25 protein-coding genes are annotated in these 21,680 nt (G+C 72.1%); 13 read left to right on the forward strand and 12 right to left on the reverse strand.

Features of this window, described 5'->3' with window-relative positions; translation table 11 throughout:
• Positions 1–34 precede the first annotated feature (34 nt).
• Genes J2X63_RS13320 through J2X63_RS13330 form a run of 3 tightly spaced genes read right to left on the reverse strand, consistent with a single transcriptional unit; the run spans position 35 to position 1,277 of the window.
• On the reverse strand, positions 35–382 hold the full coding sequence (locus J2X63_RS13320) for an SHOCT domain-containing protein (RefSeq protein WP_309978030.1): 348 nt from the start codon (positions 380–382) through the stop codon (positions 35–37).
• 37 nt (positions 383–419) lie between these two features.
• Entirely contained in the window at positions 420–860 is a 441-nt protein-coding gene (locus J2X63_RS13325) for a DUF6325 family protein (protein WP_309978032.1), read from the reverse strand.
• 24 nt (positions 861–884) lie between these two features.
• Complete coding sequence (locus J2X63_RS13330) at positions 885–1,277, reverse strand: SHOCT domain-containing protein (protein WP_309978034.1); 393 nt, start codon at positions 1,275–1,277, stop codon at positions 885–887.
• Positions 1,278–1,484: 207 nt separating this feature from the next.
• On the opposite strand from J2X63_RS13330, the gene J2X63_RS13335 reads away from it, so the two are divergent.
• A complete protein-coding gene (locus J2X63_RS13335; RefSeq protein ID WP_309978037.1) occupies positions 1,485–1,832 on the forward strand; it encodes a carboxymuconolactone decarboxylase family protein in 348 nt (115 codons plus the stop codon).
• Here the strand turns inward: J2X63_RS13335 and J2X63_RS13340 are convergent.
• Positions 1,829–4,081 carry a LuxR C-terminal-related transcriptional regulator gene (locus J2X63_RS13340; RefSeq protein ID WP_309978039.1) on the reverse strand — a complete coding sequence of 751 codons (2,253 nt, stop codon included), beginning with the start codon at positions 4,079–4,081 and terminating at the stop codon, positions 1,829–1,831. The two genes, J2X63_RS13335 and J2X63_RS13340, sit on opposite strands and share 4 nt — an antisense overlap.
• Before the next feature lie 173 nt (positions 4,082–4,254).
• Between J2X63_RS13340 and J2X63_RS13345 the strand changes: the two genes are divergently transcribed.
• Entirely contained in the window at positions 4,255–4,653 is a 399-nt protein-coding gene (locus tag J2X63_RS13345) for an SHOCT domain-containing protein (protein ID WP_309978041.1), read from the forward strand.
• A gap of 68 nt (positions 4,654–4,721) precedes the next feature.
• On the opposite strand, the gene J2X63_RS13350 is transcribed toward J2X63_RS13345, so the two are convergent.
• A complete protein-coding gene (locus J2X63_RS13350; protein ID WP_309978043.1) occupies positions 4,722–5,459 on the reverse strand; it encodes an alpha/beta hydrolase in 738 nt (245 codons plus the stop codon).
• A 140-nt stretch (positions 5,460–5,599) separates the two neighbouring features.
• On the opposite strand from J2X63_RS13350, the gene J2X63_RS13355 reads away from it, so the two are divergent.
• From J2X63_RS13355 to J2X63_RS13365, 3 genes are read left to right on the forward strand one after another with little or no spacing between them, the layout of a single operon-like run.
• A complete protein-coding gene (locus tag J2X63_RS13355) occupies positions 5,600–6,439 on the forward strand; it encodes a hypothetical protein (RefSeq protein WP_309978045.1) in 840 nt (279 codons plus the stop codon).
• Positions 6,440–6,457: 18 nt separating this feature from the next.
• Entirely contained in the window at positions 6,458–7,252 is a 795-nt protein-coding gene (locus J2X63_RS13360) for a ferritin-like domain-containing protein (protein WP_309978047.1), read from the forward strand.
• A 32-nt stretch (positions 7,253–7,284) separates the two neighbouring features.
• Positions 7,285–8,088: a class I SAM-dependent methyltransferase gene (locus J2X63_RS13365; RefSeq protein ID WP_309978049.1), complete on the forward strand. Its 804-nt coding sequence runs from the start codon at positions 7,285–7,287 to the stop codon at positions 8,086–8,088.
• A 58-nt stretch (positions 8,089–8,146) separates the two neighbouring features.
• Here the strand turns inward: J2X63_RS13365 and msrA are convergent, their stop codons facing one another.
• Together msrA and msrB are read right to left on the reverse strand one after the other, a co-directional pair.
• Complete coding sequence (gene msrA, locus J2X63_RS13370; RefSeq protein ID WP_309978051.1) at positions 8,147–8,692, reverse strand: peptide-methionine (S)-S-oxide reductase MsrA; 546 nt, start codon at positions 8,690–8,692, stop codon at positions 8,147–8,149.
• Positions 8,689–9,189: a peptide-methionine (R)-S-oxide reductase MsrB gene (msrB, locus tag J2X63_RS13375; protein ID WP_309978053.1), complete on the reverse strand. Its 501-nt coding sequence runs from the start codon at positions 9,187–9,189 to the stop codon at positions 8,689–8,691. The genes msrA and msrB overlap by 4 nt, the downstream gene beginning before the upstream one ends.
• A gap of 168 nt (positions 9,190–9,357) precedes the next feature.
• On the opposite strand from msrB, the gene J2X63_RS13380 reads away from it, so the two are divergent.
• From J2X63_RS13380 to J2X63_RS13390, 3 genes are all read left to right on the forward strand, one after another.
• Positions 9,358–9,660, forward strand: coding sequence for a hypothetical protein (locus J2X63_RS13380; RefSeq protein ID WP_309978055.1), 303 nt, complete (start codon positions 9,358–9,360; stop codon positions 9,658–9,660).
• Between the two features lie 84 nt (positions 9,661–9,744).
• Positions 9,745–11,457: a sodium:proton antiporter gene (locus J2X63_RS13385; RefSeq protein ID WP_309978056.1), complete on the forward strand. Its 1,713-nt coding sequence runs from the start codon at positions 9,745–9,747 to the stop codon at positions 11,455–11,457.
• A gap of 204 nt (positions 11,458–11,661) precedes the next feature.
• Complete coding sequence (locus J2X63_RS13390) at positions 11,662–12,588, forward strand: lytic transglycosylase domain-containing protein (RefSeq protein ID WP_309978057.1); 927 nt, start codon at positions 11,662–11,664, stop codon at positions 12,586–12,588.
• A 69-nt stretch (positions 12,589–12,657) separates the two neighbouring features.
• Here the strand turns inward: J2X63_RS13390 and J2X63_RS13395 are convergent, their stop codons facing one another.
• On the reverse strand, positions 12,658–14,244 hold the full coding sequence (locus J2X63_RS13395) for a Na+/H+ antiporter (protein WP_309978058.1): 1,587 nt from the start codon (positions 14,242–14,244) through the stop codon (positions 12,658–12,660).
• Between the two features lie 103 nt (positions 14,245–14,347).
• On the opposite strand from J2X63_RS13395, the gene J2X63_RS13400 reads away from it, so the two are divergent.
• On the forward strand, positions 14,348–15,409 hold the full coding sequence (locus J2X63_RS13400; protein WP_309978059.1) for a YihY/virulence factor BrkB family protein: 1,062 nt from the start codon (positions 14,348–14,350) through the stop codon (positions 15,407–15,409).
• 11 nt (positions 15,410–15,420) lie between these two features.
• On the opposite strand, the gene J2X63_RS13405 is transcribed toward J2X63_RS13400, so the two are convergent.
• Positions 15,421–15,633, reverse strand: coding sequence for a hypothetical protein (locus tag J2X63_RS13405; protein ID WP_309978060.1), 213 nt, complete (start codon positions 15,631–15,633; stop codon positions 15,421–15,423).
• Between the two features lie 120 nt (positions 15,634–15,753).
• Here J2X63_RS13405 and J2X63_RS13410 point away from each other — a divergent pair, with 120 nt between their 5' ends.
• A complete protein-coding gene (locus tag J2X63_RS13410; RefSeq protein WP_309978062.1) occupies positions 15,754–16,260 on the forward strand; it encodes a nitroreductase family deazaflavin-dependent oxidoreductase in 507 nt (168 codons plus the stop codon).
• Between the two features lie 25 nt (positions 16,261–16,285).
• Here J2X63_RS13410 and J2X63_RS13415 read toward each other — a convergent pair whose 3' ends face one another.
• Positions 16,286–17,203, reverse strand: coding sequence for a LysR family transcriptional regulator (locus J2X63_RS13415; RefSeq protein ID WP_309978064.1), 918 nt, complete (start codon positions 17,201–17,203; stop codon positions 16,286–16,288).
• Between the two features lie 72 nt (positions 17,204–17,275).
• Between J2X63_RS13415 and J2X63_RS13420 the strand changes: the two genes are divergently transcribed.
• From J2X63_RS13420 to ligD, 3 genes are read left to right on the forward strand one after another with little or no spacing between them, the layout of a single operon-like run.
• Positions 17,276–18,193: an EamA family transporter gene (locus J2X63_RS13420; protein ID WP_309978067.1), complete on the forward strand. Its 918-nt coding sequence runs from the start codon at positions 17,276–17,278 to the stop codon at positions 18,191–18,193.
• The gene (locus tag J2X63_RS13425) at positions 18,190–18,990 is read left to right on the forward strand and encodes a lysophospholipid acyltransferase family protein (RefSeq protein ID WP_309978069.1); all 801 of its coding nucleotides are present in this window, start codon (positions 18,190–18,192) and stop codon (positions 18,988–18,990) included. Before J2X63_RS13420 ends, J2X63_RS13425 begins: the two co-directional genes overlap by 4 nt.
• Before the next feature lie 18 nt (positions 18,991–19,008).
• On the forward strand, positions 19,009–20,031 hold the full coding sequence (ligD, locus tag J2X63_RS13430; RefSeq protein WP_309978072.1) for a non-homologous end-joining DNA ligase: 1,023 nt from the start codon (positions 19,009–19,011) through the stop codon (positions 20,029–20,031).
• Between the two features lie 13 nt (positions 20,032–20,044).
• On the opposite strand, the gene J2X63_RS13435 is transcribed toward ligD, so the two are convergent.
• Positions 20,045–20,833, reverse strand: a complete 789-nt coding sequence (locus tag J2X63_RS13435) for an isocitrate lyase/phosphoenolpyruvate mutase family protein (RefSeq protein ID WP_309978074.1) — start codon at positions 20,831–20,833, stop codon at positions 20,045–20,047.
• On the reverse strand, positions 20,827–21,654 hold the full coding sequence (locus tag J2X63_RS13440; RefSeq protein WP_309978076.1) for a hypothetical protein: 828 nt from the start codon (positions 21,652–21,654) through the stop codon (positions 20,827–20,829). Before J2X63_RS13440 ends, J2X63_RS13435 begins: the two co-directional genes overlap by 7 nt.
• Between the last annotated feature and the right edge of the window lie 26 nt (positions 21,655–21,680).

Below are 21,680 nucleotides of genomic sequence, written 5' to 3' on the forward strand. Positions count from 1 at the left end.
CGACGCCGGTCGGCCCTGCTCACCGGAATTCCGGCTAGCCGAGCAGCTTGGCCTTCGCGGCCGCGAACTCCTCGTCGCTCAGGATGCCCTGGGCCTTCAGGTCGGCGAGCTGCTGGAGCTGGGCGATGACGTCCGAGCCTCCGGCTGCCGGAGCCGCCGGTGGCGGAGCGGCCGCGGCGGCGGCGGCCTGCTGCTGCGCGACCGCCTCGGCAGCGGCCTGCTGCATGGCGGCCTGCTGCTGCTGCGCCTCGTACTGCTGCGCCTCGTACTGCTGGTCGGCCTTCGCCTGCTGATTGCGCTGCATGCTGCCGCTCACGGCGGTCGCCGTGCCGGCGACCACCGCGGTGCGGGCAGCCATGCCCACCAGTCCGGGTCGGCCCATCCTTCTCATCATCGGCATCGGTCTCGTCCTTCCGTGCTCAGTTCTCGGTGAGCGCGCCGGCGGCGCGCACTTCCTCGACCACGGCGTTCACGACCGGAGCCGGGATGCGCACGGAGTCGACGACGAACCCGTCGGCCTCGAACAGCTTCGAGGCCAGGTGCTTCGCCCAGGTGAGCTCGACCACGAGGAGGAGCGCCGAGGTGCCGAGCGGAAGCCGCCCGCTCAGCTCCTCGAGGTCCTCGTGCGACGCGATGCCCGAGGCGGCGAGGTCGATCTCGCCGATCTCGATGCCCGCCTCGTCGAGCTCGATCCACTCGATCTCCCCGGTCTCGGCCCGGGTGACGTAGACGAGATCGAGCAGGCGCACGGTCCCGGCATCAGCCAGGTCGAGGATCGCGTCGAGGACGCCGGCCTTCGGACGGTCGCCCTCGAACGCGGCGAGCACCAGCTCGACGGGCCCGAATTCCAGATCGGTCATGATTCGCCTTCCCCGCTGCCGGCCCTACGCGCCCTGCAGCGCCTTGGCCTTGAGCGCGTCGAACTCCGCCTGCGTGATGGCACCGGAGTCGAGGAGCTGCTTGCCCTTCTCGATCTCGGCCGCCGTCGACGACGAGGAGGATCCCGCCACCGTGCGGATGTAGTCCGCGTTGGCGGCCTGGGCCTCAGCGGCGCGCGCTGCGTTGCGCTCGGCCATCCCGCGGCCGCGCGCGATCAGGTAGATGAACGCGGCGAGGAACGGCAGGAAGACGAGGAACAGGACCCACAGCGCCTTGCCCCAGCCGTTCAGCGTGTTGTCCCGGAAGATGTCGACGAACACGGTGATGAAGATCCAGATGCACGCGATGATCACGTAGAACCAGAAGAGCCACACCAGGAAGTCCCAGAAGCTGTTCATACCAACGGCCTTTCGTTCCGCTTGACCGGTCTCGCCGGTATCCCTTCGGACGCTAGGCGGCGGGGTTCGCCCTCGCATCACGCAGATCGGATGATCCTCACCGCTTCACCCCGTCGTGGTGCCGAATCATCTCATCTGCATGATGCGTGGGATCGCCGCAGGGCGTGCACTGGTGCGTAGCTTCGACCGACGGGGAAGGGGGCCGCCGTGGACTACACGGACCGCCTGCGCAGGCTCGCGATCAACGACGAGCGGCTCGCGGAGGAGGGCCTCGACGACCTGGGCGTCGGCGTCGTCGGACTCGACGCGAAGTCGCTGGCGCTCGCCCGCATCGCCGCCCTCGTCGCGGTCGGCGGAGCGGAGCCGTCGTTCGGGTCGCAGGCGGACTCGGCGGTGAGCGCTGGGGCGACACCGGGCGAGATCGTCGATGTGCTGGTGGGCATCATCCCCGTCGTCGGGCTGCCCCGCGTGGTGGCGGCGGCGCCGAAGGTCGCGATGGCGCTGGGCCACGACATCGACGACGCGTTCGACGACGCCGGCGTCACTCGCGACTAGGCGCCGAGCAGGCCCAGCCCCATGGCGCGCTCCACCGCTTCGCTGCGCGCCGAGACGCCGAGCTTGCGGTAGATGGAGCCGACCTCGGAGCTCACGGTGTTGCGTGAGATGAACAGGCGCTCGCCGATCTCCCGGATGGACAGGTGCGTCTGCAGGTACGGCAGCAGCCTGAGCTCGGCGGGCGTGAGCGGCGGGCCGCCGATCGGGCCCGGCTGCTCGTTCGATGTCACGGTCTCGCGAAGTCGGGCGGCCTCGTCGACGAGGGTCCCCAGCGCCGGACGATGCAGGAGGATGTCGTCGATCTCCCGCAGGAGGTGCGCGGAGGTGGCGCGATCGGCGAGCGCCCAGAACACCCTGGCCAGCTCGAGTCGAACGCGCACCGAGATGTGCGGCACGGCGGACGTGCACGTGGGCCTCGCCCGCATCGCCCTCGTGAGCTGTCGGTGCGCGGCCGGAAGGTCACCTCGGTGCACCTCGAAGCGGGCGGCCTCGACGAACGTGAGCACGGCGGTGGCGTAGTCGTGCATGTGCCGGCGCTCGATCGCGGCGAGGGCGGTCTGCACATGGCCGTCGGCGTCGCTCCACCGGCCCGAGTCCATGGCGATCTTCGCAAGCTCGGACTCGCTGACGATGAGCACGTCGTTGTTGCCTCGTGCCGCCGCGGTCGCCGAGCACTCCGCGAAGGCGGTGGCCGCGAGCTCGGTGGAGCCGAGCAGCAGGTGCGCCTGGCCGAGGAGTGCCAGCGCCTGGTCTCGCCACGGACTCCACGACGGCTCCGCGTCGAGGGCGAACCGGGCGTCCGCGAGCGCCTGTTCCGGCCCCGCCGGGCACATCATCGCCCGCAGCATCGCGCGCGCGGACTCGAACGAGGCGGATCCGTCGTCGGGCACGCCGTCGTAGGACGCGTGCTCGAGCACCGACGCCCAGCGGTCCGCTTCGTTGACCTGCCCGGTGAGCGCCGCGAGCCAGCCGGCCAGCACGGCGAGCGGGGGGTACGCCTCGATGGCCGGGTCGCCGAGGGCGGCGAACCAGCGCTGCACCGTCGTCAGCTGTCCGGCCTGGTAGGTGTCGAGCGTCACGCTCGACACGAGGTGGGTCGCCCGAGGACGCTCGGTGGCGTGGTCGAGCAGGTGCTCGATCGCCATGGCGGGGGAGCCGTGGTCCTCGAACCAGGAGGCAGCTGCGAGGTGCAGGGGAGCGACCTCGTCGGGTTCCACCCGGCGCAGCTCCCCGAGCAGGAACTCGCGGAAGAGCGCGTGGTAGCGGTACCACTCGCGCCGGCGATCCAGGGGGACGAGGAACACGTTGGCGGCCTCGAGCTCGCGCAGCATCTCCTGGGAGTCGGCGCGGTCGAGCACCGCGTCGCAGAGCTGCGCGGAGAAGGTGTCGAGCGTCGCCGTGCGGCGGAGGAACTGCTGTTGCGGCTCGGTGAGCTTGGCCATGGACTCGCGATAGAGGTAGTCGGCGACGTAGCGGTCGTCGCCGGAGACGGCGACCGACTGGGCGCCGGTGTCGTGCGCGATGACTGCGGCGAGGTACAGCCCGACCGGCCACCCCTCGGTGCGCTCGGCGATCATCGCCGCGTCGTCGGGACTCAACGGCACGTCGGCGTCGGCGAAGATCGCCGCCGCGCCGACCGCGTCGAGGGCGAGCTCGGACGTGGTGAGCTCGAACGTCTGCCCGGAGGCCCGGAGTCGGGCCAGGTGCGGCTGCTCCCCGCGGCTGGCGACGATCACCTGCGAGTCACGCGGGACCGCCGCGAGGACGATGCCGAGCACGTCGTGGCACGCGGGGGAGCGCACCACATGGAGGTCGTCGATCATGAGGACGAACGGCGCGGGCGCGGTGCGCAGGGCGGATGCCAGGAGCGGAGCGGCGCGTCCGAGTGCCGACCCCCCGTGCCCCCGCACCTCGTCGGCGAGGGATTCGCGCCCCGGGGAGATGCGGGCGAACGCCGAGGCGAGCAGCGTCAGCAGGGCGGCGGGGTCGTCGTCGAACCGGTCGAGCGACACCCAGGCCACGGGGCGGTGCTCGAGGCGAGCCCACTCCGCGAGGAGGGTCGACTTCCCGTATCCGGCCGGAGCCGTGACTGCGACCACCCGACGACGCGCGGCTCGGGCTTCGGCGATGAGCGGGGCGCGGCTGACGGAGCCACGGGCTGGGGGCTCCGGGACTGACAACTTGGCGTCGAGCAGGAGGCGATCCAGCTCGACCTCCGACGCGAGGGACGACGGAGCTTCCTCGAACACGTTCGAAGCCTATTCATCACACAGAGGATTGCTCAAGAGCCGAAGGTCCCGGCGTGTCGGAACAGCAGGCGAACATTCCCCGCACGGGATGTGTCATCCGTGGCACCCCGGGGAGTAGGTTGGCGACACGGCCGCCAGGGCGGCCGCGGCATCCGACACCGTAGGAGACTTCGATGACCTTCTTGAGCAGCGTCTGGGACGTGTTCTGGTTCTACTTCATGATCTTCGCGTACATCGCGTACCTCTTCGTGCTGGTGTACATCCTCATCGACATCTTCCGCGACCACACGCTGAACGGCTGGCTCAAGGCGCTCTGGGTCCTCCTCCTGGTGTTCGTGCCCTGGCTGACCGCCATCGTGTACCTCATCGTGCGCGGCAAGTCGATGTCCGAGCGCACGGAGGCGCGGCGCAACCCGAACATCGTCGAGTACTCCGACGCCGAGGTGCGTTCCGTGTCGTTCGCCAGCCCCACCGACGAGATCGCGAAGGCGCAGGCGTTGCGGGACCAGGGCGTCATCAGCGACGGCGAGTTCGAGGCACTCAAGGCGAAGGCGCTGGGCAACAAGTTCTGACGCCGAGGCGCGCGCACCGACGCGCGACGATCCGGCGGGCCGGTGCGACGCCCGCCGGACCGGCGTGATCAGACCGTGCCCACGGCCGCCAGGATGGCCGACACCGCGGCGTCCGGGTGCGAGACCATCGACACGTGCGACGCCCCGTCGACCTCGCTCACCGTCGACCCGGCGCGCTCGGCCATGCGGCGCAGCACGGCGACCGGGATGACGCGGTCGTCGGTGCCGATGACCGCCCAACTCGGGATCGTCTTCCACGCGGGCGCACCCGACGGCGTGACGTTCGCCACGAGCGACGCGGGGCGCTGACTGGCGACGATCGTCCACCGGTCGGCCTCGGGGAGGTCCTGTGCGAACGAGCCGTGCACGACGTCGGCCTTCAGGAAGACCTCCGCCGCGCCTTCGGGCGCCCCCGGATATCCGGCGATGTCGAAGACCGTGGTCGGGTCGGCGACGGCGAGCGCCGAACCCGAACCGTCGAGGATCTGCAGCACCGTCTCGCCCTCGTCGGGCATGAACGCGTTGACGTAGACGAGCGCGCGGACGTCGCCCGCGGCGGCACCGGCGTTGGTGATCACGGCTCCGCCGTAGGAGTGGCCGACGAGCACGACGGGCCCGCTCGTTCGCTGCGCCAGGAACGAGGCGACGTACTCGGCGTCACCCGTGAGTCCCCGCAGGAGGTTCGGCGGGACGAGCACCGTGTATCCCTGCGCCTGCAGCGCCCTCGTCACCGCGTCCCAGCTCGAACCGTCGGCCCACGCCCCGTGCACCAGCACGATCGTCGGCTTCGTCGTCGCATCCGTCATCGTTCGCCCTCCTTCGCCTGGGCGACGATCCGACCGCCGCCGCCACGGCGCAGACTACGCCGAGACGCCGGTGGTACACCAGAGCCGGGCCTGCGCCGGGATCGGTGGCACGCTGCCGCGGAACCCCGTAGCCTCGGCTCATGGCGCGCTCACCGTCGACCGAGCCGGCCGAACCGGCCGGCTTCGACGTGCGGGAGTACGCGAGGAGCGCCCACGGCAGCCTGCGCGACGACCTCGACCTCGAGGCGATCGCCTCAGCGTCGCACGACCGCGACGTCGTGGCGGTGCTGGGCGACCTGCGCGCGCTCGAGGGGGCGACGATGGCGCACCTCCGGAACGTCCTCGTGACGCCGACGCACAAGGACGCGCGGGTCACGGCGTTCCTCGTCACCTGGGCGTTCGAGAAGTTCTGGATCGCCGACGCGCTCGCGGCGGTCATCGAGGCGTGCGGGGGAAGCGCGGGCGTCGCCGGCGGTCCGGATTCCACGCTGCCACCCGGTATCCGACGGGGCCCGGGTCCTGTACGCCGCGCCGTCGCCGGCTTCACGCAGGGCTCGGGCGTCGTCGGCGCGCACCTGACCGTGGGACTCGTCGACGACTGGATCGGCGAGGCGCTGTACGCACGCGTGCTCGCCCGTGACCCGTCGCTCGCCGTCGCCATCGCGCGGGTCGCGGCGATCAGGGAGCGGCACACGCGCTTCTTCGAAGCGGAGTCCGGCCGGCGCCTCCCGGCGTCGCGGAAGGCGGCACGGCTCGCGCGACGCGAGCTCCGCATCACGCCCTGGCCGCTCGGCGCCGCCGCGCTCGCACCCGGGCGACGGCGCGCGCTGGCCAGGTTCGCGTGGCCGGGCCCCGAGGGCCGCGCCGCGCTCGGGACGCTCGAGCGCCGCATCGCCGGCATCCCGGGGATCGGCACGGCCGCGGCATCCGTCGTCTCGAGGCGACTCGAGCCGGACACGCCCAACCGACGAGACCACTGACCAGACGGAGGCGAGCACATGGGGTTCGACATCGACCGCTACACGGCGACCTCGGTGAGCGTGCACTGGGACGACCTCGACTTCGAGGACTTCCGGCGCCACCCGCTGCCGCCCGAGTCGCTGCGCACCCTGCGCTACATGGCCGACGTCGAGTACCACACCGTCTGCTACACGAGGGACCTGCTCACCACGCCCTCGCATCGGGAGAGCGACGTCAGCGCCTTCATGACCATGTGGAACCGCGAGGAGTTCTGGCACGGCGAGGCGCTCGCGGCGGTGCTCGCCATGTACGACGTCACCGTCGACTACGACGTGCTGAAGGCGAACCGGCTGAAGCTCGGCTGGAAGGACCGCCTCGACCCCATCAAGCAGTCCGTCATGGGGTCCCTCGTGGGCGCGGACTTCGTGGCGGTGCACATGTCGTGGGGCGCGGCGAACGAGTGGTCGGCGATCACGGCGTACCAGCGCATGGCCGAGCTCGAGGAGCATCCCGTGCTCGCCGAGCTGCTGCGTCGCATCGCGAAGCAGGAAGCGCGGCACGTGGCGTTCTACACGTCGCAGGCGCGGGAGCGGCTGGCGGCGAGCACGAAGGCGCAGAAGATCACGCGCTTCGCGCTCAGCCGGTTCTGGGCGCCCGTGGGCTCGAGCATCAACACCACCGCGGACGTGCGGCACGTCATGACGCACCTCATGAGCGGGCCCGACGGCCGACGCGCCGCCCGCAAGGTGGACGACAGCATCAGCGCGATGCCCGGCCTCGGCGGACTCACGATCGTGCAGGACGCGCTCGACGAGCTCGGCGTCCCCGCCTGACCGCACGGGCGGAGAGCGCGGTACCGTTGAGCATGGCTCATATCGAGGCCCCGGACACCTGGGAACAGGGTCCGGCCTACGAACGGTACGTCGGGCGATGGAGCCGCCAGGTCGCGCCCGAGTTCCTCGATTGGCTGCGGATGCCCGCCGGCCTGCGCTGGCTCGACGTCGGATGCGGCACCGGGGCGCTGTCCGCCGCCGTGCTCGCGACGCAGGAGCCCGGTTCGGTCGACGGCGTCGAACCGTCGAAGGGGTTCCTCGAGGCCGCCGTCGGCCACCTCGGCAACCGGGTGACCTTCCATCGGGCGGATGCCGCGGCCCTGCCGCTCGACGACGCCTCGGTGGACGTCGTGGTGTCGGGGCTCGTGCTCAACTTCCTCCCCGACCTCGACGCCGCCCTTGCGGAGATGTCGCGGGTCGCCGTCCCCGGAGGGATCGTCGCCGGATACGTCTGGGACTACGCCGACCGGATGCAGCTCATGCGCTGGTTCTGGCGCGCCGCAGTCGAATTGGACCCGAGGGCCGCGGCGCTCGATGAGGGCGCGCGCTTCGAGACGCTGACGCCGGAGGGACTCAGCTGGCGGTTCGCGAGCGCCGGACTCGTCGACGTGGAGTCGGGCGCCGTCGAGGTCCCCACGCCATTCGCCGACTTCGACGACTACTGGACGCCGTTCCTCGGCGGCCAGGGCGTCGCGCCCGCCTACGCCATGTCGATCGACGAGCCGGCGCGGGAACGCCTGCGTGAACGGCTGCGGGAGCTCGTGCCGACGGAGCCCGACGGGTCCATCCGCCTCGTGGCGCGGGCGTGGACCGTGCGCGGGGTCGTGCCCGGCTGACGCGGACGGCCCCGGCGGACTCTGTCCGCCGGGGCCGTCGTGTCAGCGACCGGTGCGCCTAGGCCACGGGCTCGGCGCTGCGCTTCGGCAGCTTCCAGTCGGGGCGCACGTAGTGGCAGGTGTAGCCCCACGGCATGCGCTCCAGGTAGTCCTGGTGCTCCGGCTCGGCCTCCCAGAAGGGACCGGCCGGCTCGATCGTCGTGACCACGTCGCCCGGCCAGATCCCCGACGCCTCGACGTCGGCGATCGTGTCGCGGGCCACCGCCTCCTGCTCGGGCGACTGGGGGAAGATCGCCGAACGGTAGCTCGTGCCGATGTCGTTGCCCTGCCGGTTGAGGGTGGTCGGGTCGTGCACCTGGAAGAAGAACTCGAGCAGGTCGCGGTACGACACCTTGGCGGGGTCGTAGACGATCTCGAGCGCCTCGGCGTGGCCGGGGTGGTTGCGGTAGGTGGCGTTCGCGTTCTCGCCGCCGGTGTATCCGACGCGGGTGTCGATCACGCCCGGGCGCTTGCGGAGCAGGTCCTCCATGCCCCAGAAGCAGCCGCCGGCGAGGACGGCGGTCTCGGTTCCGGGAATGCGGGTGACGTCGCCTGGGGCCGTCATGATGCGTCCTCCTTCTCGGACGCCGCGCTCGCGGCATCCGTGGTCGTGCTGGTGGTGGGGAACAGGGAGCGGTACCGGCCGTAGCCCTCCGTCTCGAGCTCCGACGCCGGCACGAAGCGCAGCGCGGCGGAGTTCATGCAGTATCGCAGCCCTCCGGCCTCGGCGGGGCCGTCGTCGAAGACGTGGCCGAGGTGGCTGTCCGCGGCCGAAGAGCGCACCTCCGTGCGCTTCATCCAGAGCGACCCGTCGACCCGCTCGGTGACCGCGTCGGGCTCGATCGGCCGGGTGAAGCTCGGCCAGCCCGAGCGGCTGTCGTACTTGTCGGTCGACGCGAACAACGGCTGGCCCGAGACCACGTCGACGTAGATGCCCGGCTCGTGGTGGTTCCAGTACTCGTTGCGGAAGGCGGGTTCGGTGCCCTCCTCCTGGGTGACCTTGTACTGCTGCGGGGTGAGGCGGGCGACCGCCCCGGGAGTCCTGCGGTAGTCCTCTGACACTTCGTTCCTCCTTCGGGGGCGTCGCTGGCTGCGGCGCCTCGACGGGGGACACCCTGCGGTGTCGCACGTCACCATGTAGAACCGGCTGCGGCGCCGCCCTGTTCCGCATCCCACGCCTCCCCGCTGTGACTTCGCTGTGAGCGCGGATGCGGGAGCGCCGACGTACGATTGGAGCACGCCGGCCGGGGCGCTCTGGAAGGAGCAGCACTGGCCACCACCTGGCATCCGATCCTCGCCGCGACCGAACCCGAACCGGGCCGCTGGCGGCTCGTCGACAGCACCGGACGCGAGTACGGCACCGTCACGATCCTGCGCGTCGACGGCGCGGTGCGCTACCGCGCGGAGTTCGGCGGCCGCCTGCTCGGCTGGGGCACGACGCTGCGCGGCGCCTGCGAGCGCGTGCACCAGGAGTTCGTGCGGTCCCACGGGCCCGGGGAATGGCCCGGCTATCCCGACTTCCGCGCCCGGTGACCGCGACGCGGTGATCGGATGCCGCGTCGCGCCGCCGCGCGCTCATGCGCCAGACTGGCGGGCAGGCGTGTGGGGAGGAGCCTCGTGGAACTCTTGATCGTGGCCGTGCTCGGCCTGCTCGGCATCGCCGCGGCCACCGCCATCGGCCCGAAGCTCGGGTTCTCCGCACCGCTCCTGCTCGTCGTCGTGGGCATCCTCGTGAGCTTCCTGCCGTTCGTGCCCGACATCGAGGTCGACCCCGAGTGGATCATCGCCGGCGTCCTTCCCCCGTTGCTGTACTCGGCCTCGGTGTCGATGCCGTCCATGGAGTTCCGGCGGGAGTTCGGTGCGATCAGCGGCCTCTCGGTCGCGCTCGTGGTCGTGAGCTCGGTCGCGCTCGGGCTCCTCTTCTGGTGGCTGGTGCCGGGCGTGACGCTTGCCGCGGGCATCGCGCTCGGGGCGATCGTCAGCCCCACCGACGCGGTCGCGACCTCGATCGTGAAGCGCGTCGGCGTCACGCCGCGCGTCGTCACCGTGCTCGAGGGCGAGAGCCTGCTGAACGATGCGACCGCCCTGGTGCTGCTGCGCTCGGCCATCGCCGCGACTGCGGCCACCGTGACCTTCTGGGAGGTCGTCGGCGACTTCGTGTTCGCCGTCGCGGTCGCCGTCGTGATCGGCTGGCTGGTCGGGCGGGCCAACCTGTGGGTCCGGTCGCGGGTGACGGATGCCACGGTGAACACGGTCATCTCGTTCACCGTGCCGTTCCTCGCCTCGGTGCCGAGCGAGGCGCTCGGGGCATCCGGTCTCGTCGCCGCGGTCGTGGCGGGGCTCGTCACCGGGCGTGGGGCGATCCGCAGCCTCTCGCCCCAGCACCGGATGTCCGACGTGCAGAACTGGCGCACGATCGAGCTCATCCTCGAGGGCACGGTGTTTCTCGTGATGGGCCTCGAGCTCTCGACGATCCTCAGCGACCTCACCGACGAGACGCGGGGCGTGGAGCTCGGCGCTCGGGTGGCGGCGATCACGCTCGTGGCGGTGATCCTGGTGCGGGCGTCGTTCGTGCTGCCCATGCTCGGCCTCCAGCGACGCAGTTCGCGCCGCGGCGCGAGCATCAAGCCGCACCTCACGGCGTTCCAGGAGCGCCTCGACACGGTCGAGCCGGGCGAAGTGGTCGCGCCCGAGCCCCAGGGCGGCTCGGGTCGTCGCCGGGCCGGCCGGGTGCTGTCCGCCGCCTCCCTCCAGCGGTTCCAGACCCGTATCCGTCGCAAGGTGGCCGACATCGACTACTTCATGGCCGTGCCACTGGGCTGGCGCGAGGGAACGGTGATCGTCTGGGCGGGAATGCGCGGCGCCGTCACGCTGGCCGCCGCGCAGACGCTGCCGCAGGGCACACCCGACCGGTCGCTCGTGATCTTCATCGCATTCCTCGTTGCAGCGGGTTCGCTGCTCATCCAGGGCGGCACGCTGCCGTGGCTCGTCCGCCTCGTGAAGCCGGCCGGAGTCGACATCGAGGCTGCCCGCACCGAACGGGCGCAGCTGGAGGAGATGCTGCGGGGCGTGGCCGATGACCTGGTGCGCGAGCATCGCGAGGCGCGGGCGGCCACCGGGGAACGCCAGCACGGCGACCGGGATCCCGCCGCTGATCGGGAACTCTTCCGCACCCTGCGGCTCGAGATCATCGAGGCGCAGCGGGAGGCGCTGCTCGCCGCGCGCGACGACGGCACGTTCAGCGCGTCGGTGCTGACGGGGGCGCTCGAGACGCTGGACGCCGACCAGATCAGCATGGACCTGCGCGGGGAGCATCGCGACGTGGCGTGATCGCGCGGCATCCGGGGCGGCCGTGACCGAACCGTGATAATCGAGCGATCGTCAATACCTTGGATGACATTCACAGGAACATGTGCGGAGACGTACAGAAGAGGTCGTCAGACTGGCCACTTCGCCCGGGCGCCCCCGCGTCTGTGGAACGTCGAGCAAGGAATCACGTGGCCTCGAGCCTCGGGACTCCGCCCCGTGAAAGTCATGCAGAACCAGCCTTCCTCCACTTCAGAGCACTCCACCACCGCACCCGAGTCCGAGTCGGCCACCCGCCGCGATCGACGCCGGCCCGCCGGCTGGCGACGCGGACCACTCCTCGCCGCGGGCGCCGTCGCCGCGATCGGCGCCATGGTCGGCACCGGCTTCGCCGTGCAGGGCGCGGTCGCCGCGCAGAACGACCGCATCGCCGAGACCCGGGCGCTGACCGACGCCGCGAACCCCGACGTCAAGCAGCTCGACTCCCACGGCGGCATCCTCGAAGCCCGCGCGGTCAAGCAGGCCGAGGACACCCTCGCCGGCGCGAGCGACACCATCGCCGCCGCCCAGGGCAAGGCCGACGCCACGGCCCTCGCCGCGTCCGTGGCTGCCCTCGACGACTACCGGCTCCTCGCCCCCGAGCGGGTCTTCGCGCTCGTCGACTCCACGAAGGTGCACACCGAGACGGTGCGCGGCGCCGTCGCCGAGGCCGACCGGGTCGCCGCCGAGCAGGCCGCCGCTGCCGCGGCCGCCGCTGCCGCGGCGAAAGCCGCAGCCGAGGCCGCTGCCGCCGAGGCGGCCGAGTCGTCGTCGTCGTCCTCGTCGCCCTCGTCGCGACCCGGTGCGCCCTCGAACCCGAGCGCCGCCCAGGCCATCGCCCGTGACATGCTCCTCGCCCGCGGCTGGGGCGACGACCAGTTCGGCTGCCTCGTCGAGCTGTGGAACCACGAGTCGGGCTGGAACGTGTACGCGTCCAACCCGAGCGGCGCCTACGGCATCCCGCAGGCCCTGCCGGGCAGCAAGATGTCGACGGCCGGTCCCGACTGGCAGTCCAACCCCGCCACGCAGATCTCGTGGGGCCTCGGCTACATCACCGGGCGCTACGGCACCCCGTGCGGCGCCTGGGACTCCTTCAACTCGCAGGGCTGGTACTGATCCGGCTCCAGCCACACGCCTTGTCGCTCCGAACGCCCCCGACGGTCCGCCGTCGGGGGCGTTCGCCGTTCAGTCCTCCTCGATCGGCGCCGACAGGCGCAGTTCCTCCAGGTCGATGCGCGCCTGGAGGCGTCGCAGGATGACGTCGTCGATGCGCCGGTCGTGCCGGAGCGCCAGGAGCGCGGCGCGCTTGGCCGGCAGGATCGCCAGGTGCAGTGCGTCCTCCTCGTCGCGCGTGCTCGCGTCGCGGGCCGCGGCCTCCGGCCGGCCGTCCTCCCGGTGGATGAGCTGCAGCCGGTCTTCGTAGGACGTGCGCAGCCCGTCCACGATCGGGCCGCTCGTGCCGAGCTCGCCGGCCGCGCGAGGCAGCGCCTCCAGCGCGGCCCGGAGCATCGCCTGCTCGCCGAGAAGCTCCTCATCGAACTCGCGCGGGTCGCGAGTGAGCCCCGACCATCGCACGACGGCCGGGAGGGTCAGCCCCTGCACGACGAGGGTGAAGAGGATCACGACGAACGTCACCGCGATCACGAGGTCGCGGCCTGGCAGCGGGGCGCCGTCCGAGGTCTGCTGCGGGAGCGCCAGCGCGGCGGCGAGCGACACGGCGCCGCGGAATCCCGCCCAGCTGATCGGGAACCGCTGCCGAAAGCCGACCCGGCGGGTGCGCTGCACCGGCCGCCGGTCGATGAGGCGGATCACGTACGGCGTGGTCACCCCCCAGAGCAGTCGCACGGCCATGACGCCGACGGCGCAGGCCAGCCCGAAGAGCAGGGCGCTCGGCCAGTCGGCGCCCAGCCCGTCGAGCACGGGCTTCAGCTCGAGCCCGATGAGCACGAACAGGGCGCCGTTCAGCACGTAGCTCGCCAGCTGCCAGAAGCCGAACGTCTGCGCACGCGTCGCTGCCGTGATGATGCGCGGACCGACCTGGCTGATGACGAGGCCGCAGACGACCACGGCGACGACGCCCGATGCCCCGACCAGCTCTGCCGGCAGGTAGGCCACGAACGGGGTGAGCACGCTGAGGGTGCCGCCGAGCAGCCGGTCCCCGCGGAAGAGCTTCCGCACCTGGTACGCGGCGTACCCGACGGCGAGCCCGATCCCGATGCCGACGGCGTACGCGTAGAGGAACTGCACCGACAGGCTCCCTGCCGTGATCGAGGCGCCGGCCGTCGCCGCCCCCACCGCGACCGAGTAGAGCACCAGGGCGGTTCCGTCGTTCAGCAGGCTCTCGGCGCGAAGGATCGTGCCCTGCCGGCGCGGGAGGCGTCGCACGACCGCGGCCACCGCCGTGGCATCCGTCGGCGACAGGATGGCGCCCAGCGCGAGGGCCATGGGCCACGGCAGGCCGAACGACGAGGCGAGCCACGCGATCGCGAATGCCGTGATGAACACGAGTCCGACGGCCAGCAGCACGATGACGCGGAGGTTGTCGCGGATCTCGCGGAGCGAGGTGTTGAGCGACTCCCAATAGAGCAGCGCGGGGAGGAACAGCAGCAGCACGAGCTCGGGCGGCAGTTCCACGTGGATGCCGGGCACGAAGCTCAGGGCGGCGCCGGCCAGGAGCAGGATGAGGGGTGCCGGCACGGGCACTCGCTGCGCGAGCATCCCGCCGCCGAGGATGGTGGCGCCGAGCACCACCACGAGGATCAGGCCTTCCATGTGCGCTCCTCCATCGGGTGTGACGTCCAATGTAGGGGAGCGGGCGGAGGCGGTCGCGTGTCAAGCGTCTGCACGCGGCATCCGCCCTCGATAGCCTGACGGCATGGCCGATGAGCAGACGAAGACCGCCGGAGGAGGGCCGTTCGCGGGGCTCATCGCGTGGAGCAAGCGGGTCACGGCCCTGGCGCTCGCGACGCGGGCCGTGCGGGCGTGGTTCATCTACCTCGAGCACCACGGTCCGATGCTCGCCGACAGCATCACCTACCGCACCCTCTTCTCGGTGTTCGCCGGCGTCTTCCTCGGGTTCGCCATCGGCGGCGTCTGGCTCTCGGGGCAACCGGAGGCGATGCGGGCCATCGTGACGACCATCGACGCCGCCATCCCCGGTCTCATCGGCGAGGACGCGCTCATCGACCCGGCCGACCTCATCCAGCCGCTCACCCTGAGCATCACCGGCATCCTCGCGCTGGTCGGCCTCATCGGTGCGGCCATGGGTGCGGTCGGCTCACTCCGCATCGCGTTCCGGACGCTGGCGGATCAGCCCGACGACCAGACCTTCTTCGTCTGGGTGCTGGGCCGCGACCTGCTGCTCGCCATCGGGTTCGGCGCCGCACTCACCGCGGCCGCCTTCGTCACGTTCTTCAGCACCAGCGCGGTCGACACCATCCTGGGATGGTTCGGCGCCTCGCAGACGGACGCGACCTCGGAGGTCGTCACCCGGGTCGTCTCCACCGCGGTCATCTTCGCCATCGACACGGTGGTGATCGCGGCGATGTTCCGGATCCTGTCGGGCGTCAGGCCGAGCGCCCGGTCGCTGTGGGCCGGTGCGCTCCTCGGCGGCGTCGGCCTCACCGTGCTGCAGGTGCTCTCGAGCCTCTTCGTCGCGGGCGCGACCAGCAATCCGCTGCTCGCCTCGTTCGGTTCGCTCATCGCACTGCTGCTCTGGTTCAACCTCTCGAGCCAGGTGATCCTCATCGTCGGGTCGTTCATCGTCGCGGCCGTCGACGAGGAGCACGACCGCGTCCGCGCCCGCTACGGCGCGTCGACGCTCGCACTGCGGCGGCTCCAGCGGGCCGAACGGCGGGCGACCGATGCCGCGACGGAACTGGCGTCGGCCCGCGCCGCGGTCGATCGCGAGCGGGCCGACGCCGCGCGAGGCGACTAGTCAGCGAAGTGTCAGCGAAGTCCGTCGTCGACGTCATCGACGTCGACGATCTCGACGACCTCGACCTCGTCGACCTCCAGCGTGTCGCCGAGGTCGTCATCGTCGGCGTCGAGCACTTCCTCGACCTCCTCGTACTCCTCCTTGGGAAGCTCCGCGCTCAGTGGAAGCTCCGAGTCGGTGTACTCGCCCTCGAGCGGCTCTCCGGGTCGTCGTGCGTCGGACATGGCTCCTCCGATCGTCAGGGCCGGATCGCGTCCGCGACGGCCTGCGCCCAAGGTACGGCGGCGATGGAGTGTCCGCAGGGGATTGACGCGGCCCGCCACGAGGGGTAGCAGAATGGCGTCATGCCCACTGTGCTGCAGGCCGTCCGATCCGTGGTGGCGCCGCTCACGAGGACCCGACTGTTCCGAGCTCTCGGGCCGGTCGTCCTGCCGCCCGTCGAGCGCCTGCTGAGGCGCCTCACCGGCGGGCGGGTCCAGCTCAGCGGACTGCTCGTGCCCTCGCTCGTGCTGCACACGGTGGGCGCCAAGTCGGGCGAGCCGCGGGACGCGTACCTCATGTACACGCCCGACGGCCGAGGTCGCGCGATCGTGGCCGGCACCACGTTCGCCCAGGAGCGGCATCCGGCATGGACCCACAACCTGCTCGCCCACCCCGACGCGGCGATCACGGTGCGAGGGCGGCGGATGCCGGTGCGGGCGATGCTCATTCCCGAGGGCGAGCGCGACGCCGCGTGGGCCCGCATCGAGTCGCAGTGGCCCGGGTATCGAGGCTATGAGCGCGATTCGGGCCGGGTCGTGCGGCTCTTCCGCCTGCAGCCACTGGCCGACCCGCATCACGCGTCGATGTGAGCCGACCCGCGTGCGGGACGTCGGGTCAGACGGCCCCTGCGAGCGTCACGCGCGCGCCGGCGTCGACGAGCAGGCGCACGGCGCGACGGATGGCGGGGCTCTCCGACATCGAGCGGCGATAGGCCACGCGCACCCCCCGGACCTGGCTGTGGTCGGCGAGCGGGCGTGCGACGACGCCCTCGGGCATCGGCTGGCGGCCGAGCCGCGGCACGAGCGAGATGGCGATCTCCTGGCGGGCCAGCTCGATGAGCGACGCGAAGTCGGGGTCCTCGACGACGATGCGCGGTACCGCCCCCAGGTCGGCGAAGATGCGCAGCAGCGCCTCGTGGCAGATCGCACCCTTGGGCGTGCTCGCCCAGGCCTCGTCGACGAGGTCGGCTCGCTCCACCTCGTCGAGCTCGGCGAGCGGATGCCGCGCCGGAAGCACCACGTCGGCCTCGTCGCTGCACACGTGCTCCGTGGCCACGTGCGCGGGCGCGACCAGCGGCACCGAGTTCCAGTTGTGCACGACGGCCAGGTCGGCGACGCCTGAGGCGACCATCTCCATCGCGACGAACGGGTCGACGCTCGTGACCGTGGCGAGCACGGGCTCGTCGCCGGTGCGGAGGTCGCGCAGGAGGGGCGCCACCAGGCCGCGCGTGGCGGTGGAGAACGAGGCGATGCGCATCGGCGCCGAACGGCGGGTGCCGCTCGCCGCGAGCGCCTCGAGCCGCTCGAGGCCCGTGAGGAGCTCCCGGCCCTCGGTGGCCAGGGCGCGTCCGCGATCGGTGAGGAGGACGCCCCGGCCGCGGCGCTCGAGCAGGACGGCGTCGAGGTCGCGTTCGAGCTTCTTCACCTGCTGGGAGACGGCCGACGGCGTGTAGCCCAGTCGCTCCGCGGCCGCGACGACCGAGCCGTCGCGATCGACGGCGACGAGCGCACGGAGGCCCTGCAGGTCGATCATGAAGTGATCCTACGTGATCAGCGCAACCATTCGGAACTGGTGCTGCAGTTTCCCTGCTGCGAGGCTGGCGTGGTGACTCCCCGCCATCTGCTCCTCGGACTCCTCGTCGCCATCGTCTGGGGCGTGAACTTCGTCGTCATCGACCTCGGCCTGCGGGACACCTCGCCGCTCGTACTCGTGGCCCTCCGGTTCGCCCTGGTCGCGGTGCCGCTCGTCTTCCTCGTGCCGAAGCCGGATGCCCCGTGGCGAGTGCTCGCCGGCATCGGCCTGTTCATGAGCGCGGGCCAGTTCGGCCTGCTGTTCACCGCCATGCACCTCGGGCTTCCCGCCGGCCTCGCCGCGGTGGTGCTGCAGTGCCAGATGATCTTCACGCTCGTGATCGGCGCCGTCGCCCTGCGCGAACGGCCGTCGCCGATCCAGCTCCTCGGGGCCCTCGTGGCGGTGGCGGGACTGGGGATCGTGGCCGCGGGACGGCTCGAGGGGGCGGCGGGTACCGCGGCGATCGTGCCGATGCTCGTCTGCGTGGCCGCCGGCCTCAGCTGGGGGATCGGCAACGTGATCTCACGCTCCGCGGCGGGTGCCAACGGCTTCGGCATCGTGGTGTGGTCTGCGCTGTTCGTGCCGGTGCCGGTGCTCCTCCTGAGCCTCGTGCTCGACGGCCCGGCGGTGGTCGGCGACGCGTTCGCCACGATCGGATGGCCGACCATCGTCAGCGTCGGCTACACCGCGGGCGTCGCGTCGCTGGTCGGCTACACGATCTGGAACATGCTGCTCGGGAAGTACCCGGCTGCGCTCGTCGCACCGTTCGCGCTCCTCGTCCCCCCGGTCGGGCTCGCCGCCGCCGCGCTCTGGCTCGGGCAGATCCCGAACACGCTCGAACTCGTCGGCAGCGCCGTGCTCGTGGCCGGCGTGGCGGCCAGCCAGCTGCGCGGCCTGGGCGAGCGATGGTTCAGGCGCCGTCCAGTGGCAGCGCCTACGCTCAGGGGATGACGCGTCGACGCGAGAGCGAACCCATCTACAGCGTGGCGATCGTCGCGGGCCGCGGGCTCTTCGCCTTCTGGCGCCTCAAGCGGCAGGTCAGCGGGGTGGAGCACGTGCCCGCCTCGGGCGGAGCGGTGCTCGCGATGACCCACTTCGGCTACCTCGACTTCGCCCTCGTGGAGTGGGTGACCTGGCTGGCGAACCGCCGCCGCATCCGCTTCATGGCCAAGCAGGGCGCATTCGACAAGCCCGTGGTCGGACGGCTCCTGCGGGGGATGCGGCACATCGCCGTCGACATGAAGGCCGGAGCGGCGGCCTACGCCAAGGCGGTCGAAGCACTCCGCAGCGGCGAGCTGCTCGGCGTGTTCCCCGAGGCGGGCGTCAGTGCGTCGTTCACGGTGCGCGAGCTCAAGACCGGCGCCGTGCGCCTCGCCGCCGAGGCGGACGTGCCGGTCGTCCCGGTCGCCGTCTGGGGCGGCCAGCGACTGCTCACGAAACGCCATCGCATCAGGTTCCGGGAGCGCTTCGGCGTGCCGGTCGCCTTCGCCTTCGGTCCGCCCATCACGGTCGCAGCCGACGAGGAGCCGCACGTCGCCACGGATCGGCTGCGCACGTCGCTTCAGGGCCTCGTCGACGACCTGCAGCGCCGGTACCCCGTCGACGGCACCGGCGCGTGGTGGCAGCCCAGGCACCTCGGGGGCACTGCCCCGACGCCCGAGGAGGCCGCGGCCGCGGATACCGCTCGGGATGCCGCGCGCGAGGCCGCTCGGGCGAAGGCGCGTGGCACCGGGGGCGTGTCGCACTGAGGGAGTAGCGTCGGCAGCATGGCCGGCGCTGCTGCAACGCTCACTGTCCCCGGTCCGCACGGTGATCGCGACGTGCGGATCTCCTCACCCACGCGGGTGCTCTGGCCCGAACCGGGCATCACGAAGCTCGAGCTCGCCGAGTACCTCGTCGCCGTCGGCGACGCGTTCATCGAGGCGAACGGTGACCGTCCCGTGTCGCTCCAGCGGTTCCCCGAGGGAATCGACGGCGAGCAGTTCTTCTCGAAGAACCCGCCGAAGGGGGCACCCGAGTGGGTGCGATCGGTCACCGTCACGTACCCCAGTGGCCGGCGGCATCCGCAGCTCGTGCTCGACGAACCCGCCGCTGCGGTCTGGGCCGCGCAGATGAACACGATCGTCTTCCACCCGTGGGCGTCGAGCGCCGACGACACCGACGACCCCGACCAGTTGCGCATCGACCTCGACCCGCAGCCGGGCACGGGCTTCTCCGAGGCGGTGCCCGCCGCGCTCGCCCTGCGCGAGCTCATGGCCGAGGTGGGGCTGACCGCGTTCGTGAAGACGTCGGGGAGCCGTGGCATCCACGTCTTCGCCCCGATCCGGCCCGAGCACGAGTTCCTCGACGTGCGGCACGCGGTCATCGCGCTCGCTCGCGAGCTCGAGCGCCGCATGCCCGAGCAGCTCACCACCGCCTGGTGGAAGGAGGAGCGCGGCGACCGCATCTTCATCGACTACAACCAGGCGAACCGCGACCGCACGATGGCGGGCGCCTACAGCCCGCGACCGCTTCCGCACGCGCCCGTGTCGTGCCCGCTCGAATGGGACGAACTCGAGACGGCCGACCCCGCGCGGTTCACGATCCGCACGATCCCCGACCGGCTGCGCGATGTCGGCGACCCCTGGGCCGGCATGCGCTCCAACCCCGGACGCCTCACCACCTTGCTGGAGTGGTGGCAGCGCGACCTCGACGACGGGCTCGGCGAGCTGCCGTTCCCGCCCGACTTCCCGAAGATGCCGGGGGAGCCCATGCGGGTCCAGCCGAGCCGCGCGCGCAACGCCGAGTGAGGCGGCGCCGCCCTCACGACATCGAGGCGACCCGGTCGTACGTCGGCGTGCCCGGCGGAGGCGTGAACGCCCCGTCGCGCACCGCACCGGCGGCCGCCTCGATGGCGCCGAGCGCGACCCTGAGGAGCAGCGATCCCGTGCTCACCCGTGCCACACCGGCCCGGGCGAGCTCGGCCAGCGGCACACTCGCCTGCACGAGGACGTTGAGCGGTGCGGGGATCTCGTCGGCGAGGGCCGCGATGCGCTCGGTGGTCAGCGCTCCGGGCACGAACACGCCCGTCGCCCCGGCCGCGAGGTACCGACGCCCACGACGCACCGCCTCCTCATGGCGCGCTTCGGGGACGGCGTCGCCGTGGATCCAGAAGGGATCCGTCCGCGCGTTGATGAACATCGCCGGCGCCGCCGCCGAGATCGCGGCGATCTTCGCGGCGGCCAGGGCCGGATCGACGAGGCGCCCCGCGACGTCGGAGTCCTCGAGGTTCACTCCGAGCACGCCGAGCTCGGCGAGTCGCGCCACGTAGGCCGCGACCGCCGCGGGGTCGTCGGAGAACCCGGCCTCGACGTCGACGGTCACGGCGATCGACGCGGCGGTGAGGCGTGCCGCGAGCGCCACGGTCTCGTCGGCGGTCCGGCCGGCGCCGTCGGGGAGCCCTGCGGCGACGGCGACGCCGAGACTCGTGGTGCCGACGACGGGGAACCCCTGCGCCGTCAGCCATCGCGCCGACGCGAGGTCCCACGCGTTCGGGAGCACGAACGGATCGCCGCGCCGGTGCAGCGCGCGGAAGCCCTCGGGCGTCAGCATGCGCGGAGCTCTTCGACGACGGCGCCGGCGATGGCGAGCGCGAGCGCGGGCGCCGGGCAGGAGCGTGGGCCGGCTCCGAAGGCGAGCGAGCGCGGCGGATGTCCCGGGCCGGCGTCGGAGTCGGGGCCGTCGAGGTGCAGCGTCATCACCGTGCCGTCAGGTGCCACGCGGCGCGTGGATCGCACCGGCGGGTCGTCGCGCAGCGCGGTGGCGAGCAGGTCGGCGGTCGAGGTGGTCGTCGGCGCCGCCTGCGCACCCCGCATCGCCCCCGCGATGAGGCCGGCCGTGGCGGCATGCGCCTGCACCAGCACCTGGACGCCGAGCTCACGGGTCTCGTCGTCGACGTCGCCGCCGGCGCCCGTCACGGCTCGGGCCGGTCTCGGCGCGGCGGCGACGAGGCCCGCGACGCTCGCGTCGGCGTCGGCCGTGCCCACGCCGCTCGTGTAGGCCGGCGCGACCTCGGCGACGAGTGCGGCCAGATCGTCGGGGCGGTCGAAGCCCAGCTGAGCGGCGAGGCAGGCGACGGGTACGGTGCGGGCGACGGTCGCGACGACCTCGATGCCGACCGCCCCTCCGGCCTCACGCACGATCGCGCGGGTCCGGGATGCCGCGTCGGCGGCGAGCTCGACCGGATCGAGCCGCGCCAGCGTCTGCTCGATCGCGCGCCGGCGTCGGTCGTGCACGTCGCCGTTCACGAAGCGGGAGGCACGCGAGCGGAACCTGCCGAACGGACCGGGCACCGCGGCATCCGCCTCGGGCACGGTGAACCGGGGGTCGTGGAGGATTCGCGCCACGTCGCCCCGATCGAGGACGTCATCCATCCTGCAACGGTAGGTCGGCAACCGTT

Origin of the sequence: Agromyces sp. 3263 (assembly GCF_031456545.1) — a bacterium.
GTDB lineage: Bacteria > Actinomycetota > Actinomycetes > Actinomycetales > Microbacteriaceae > Agromyces.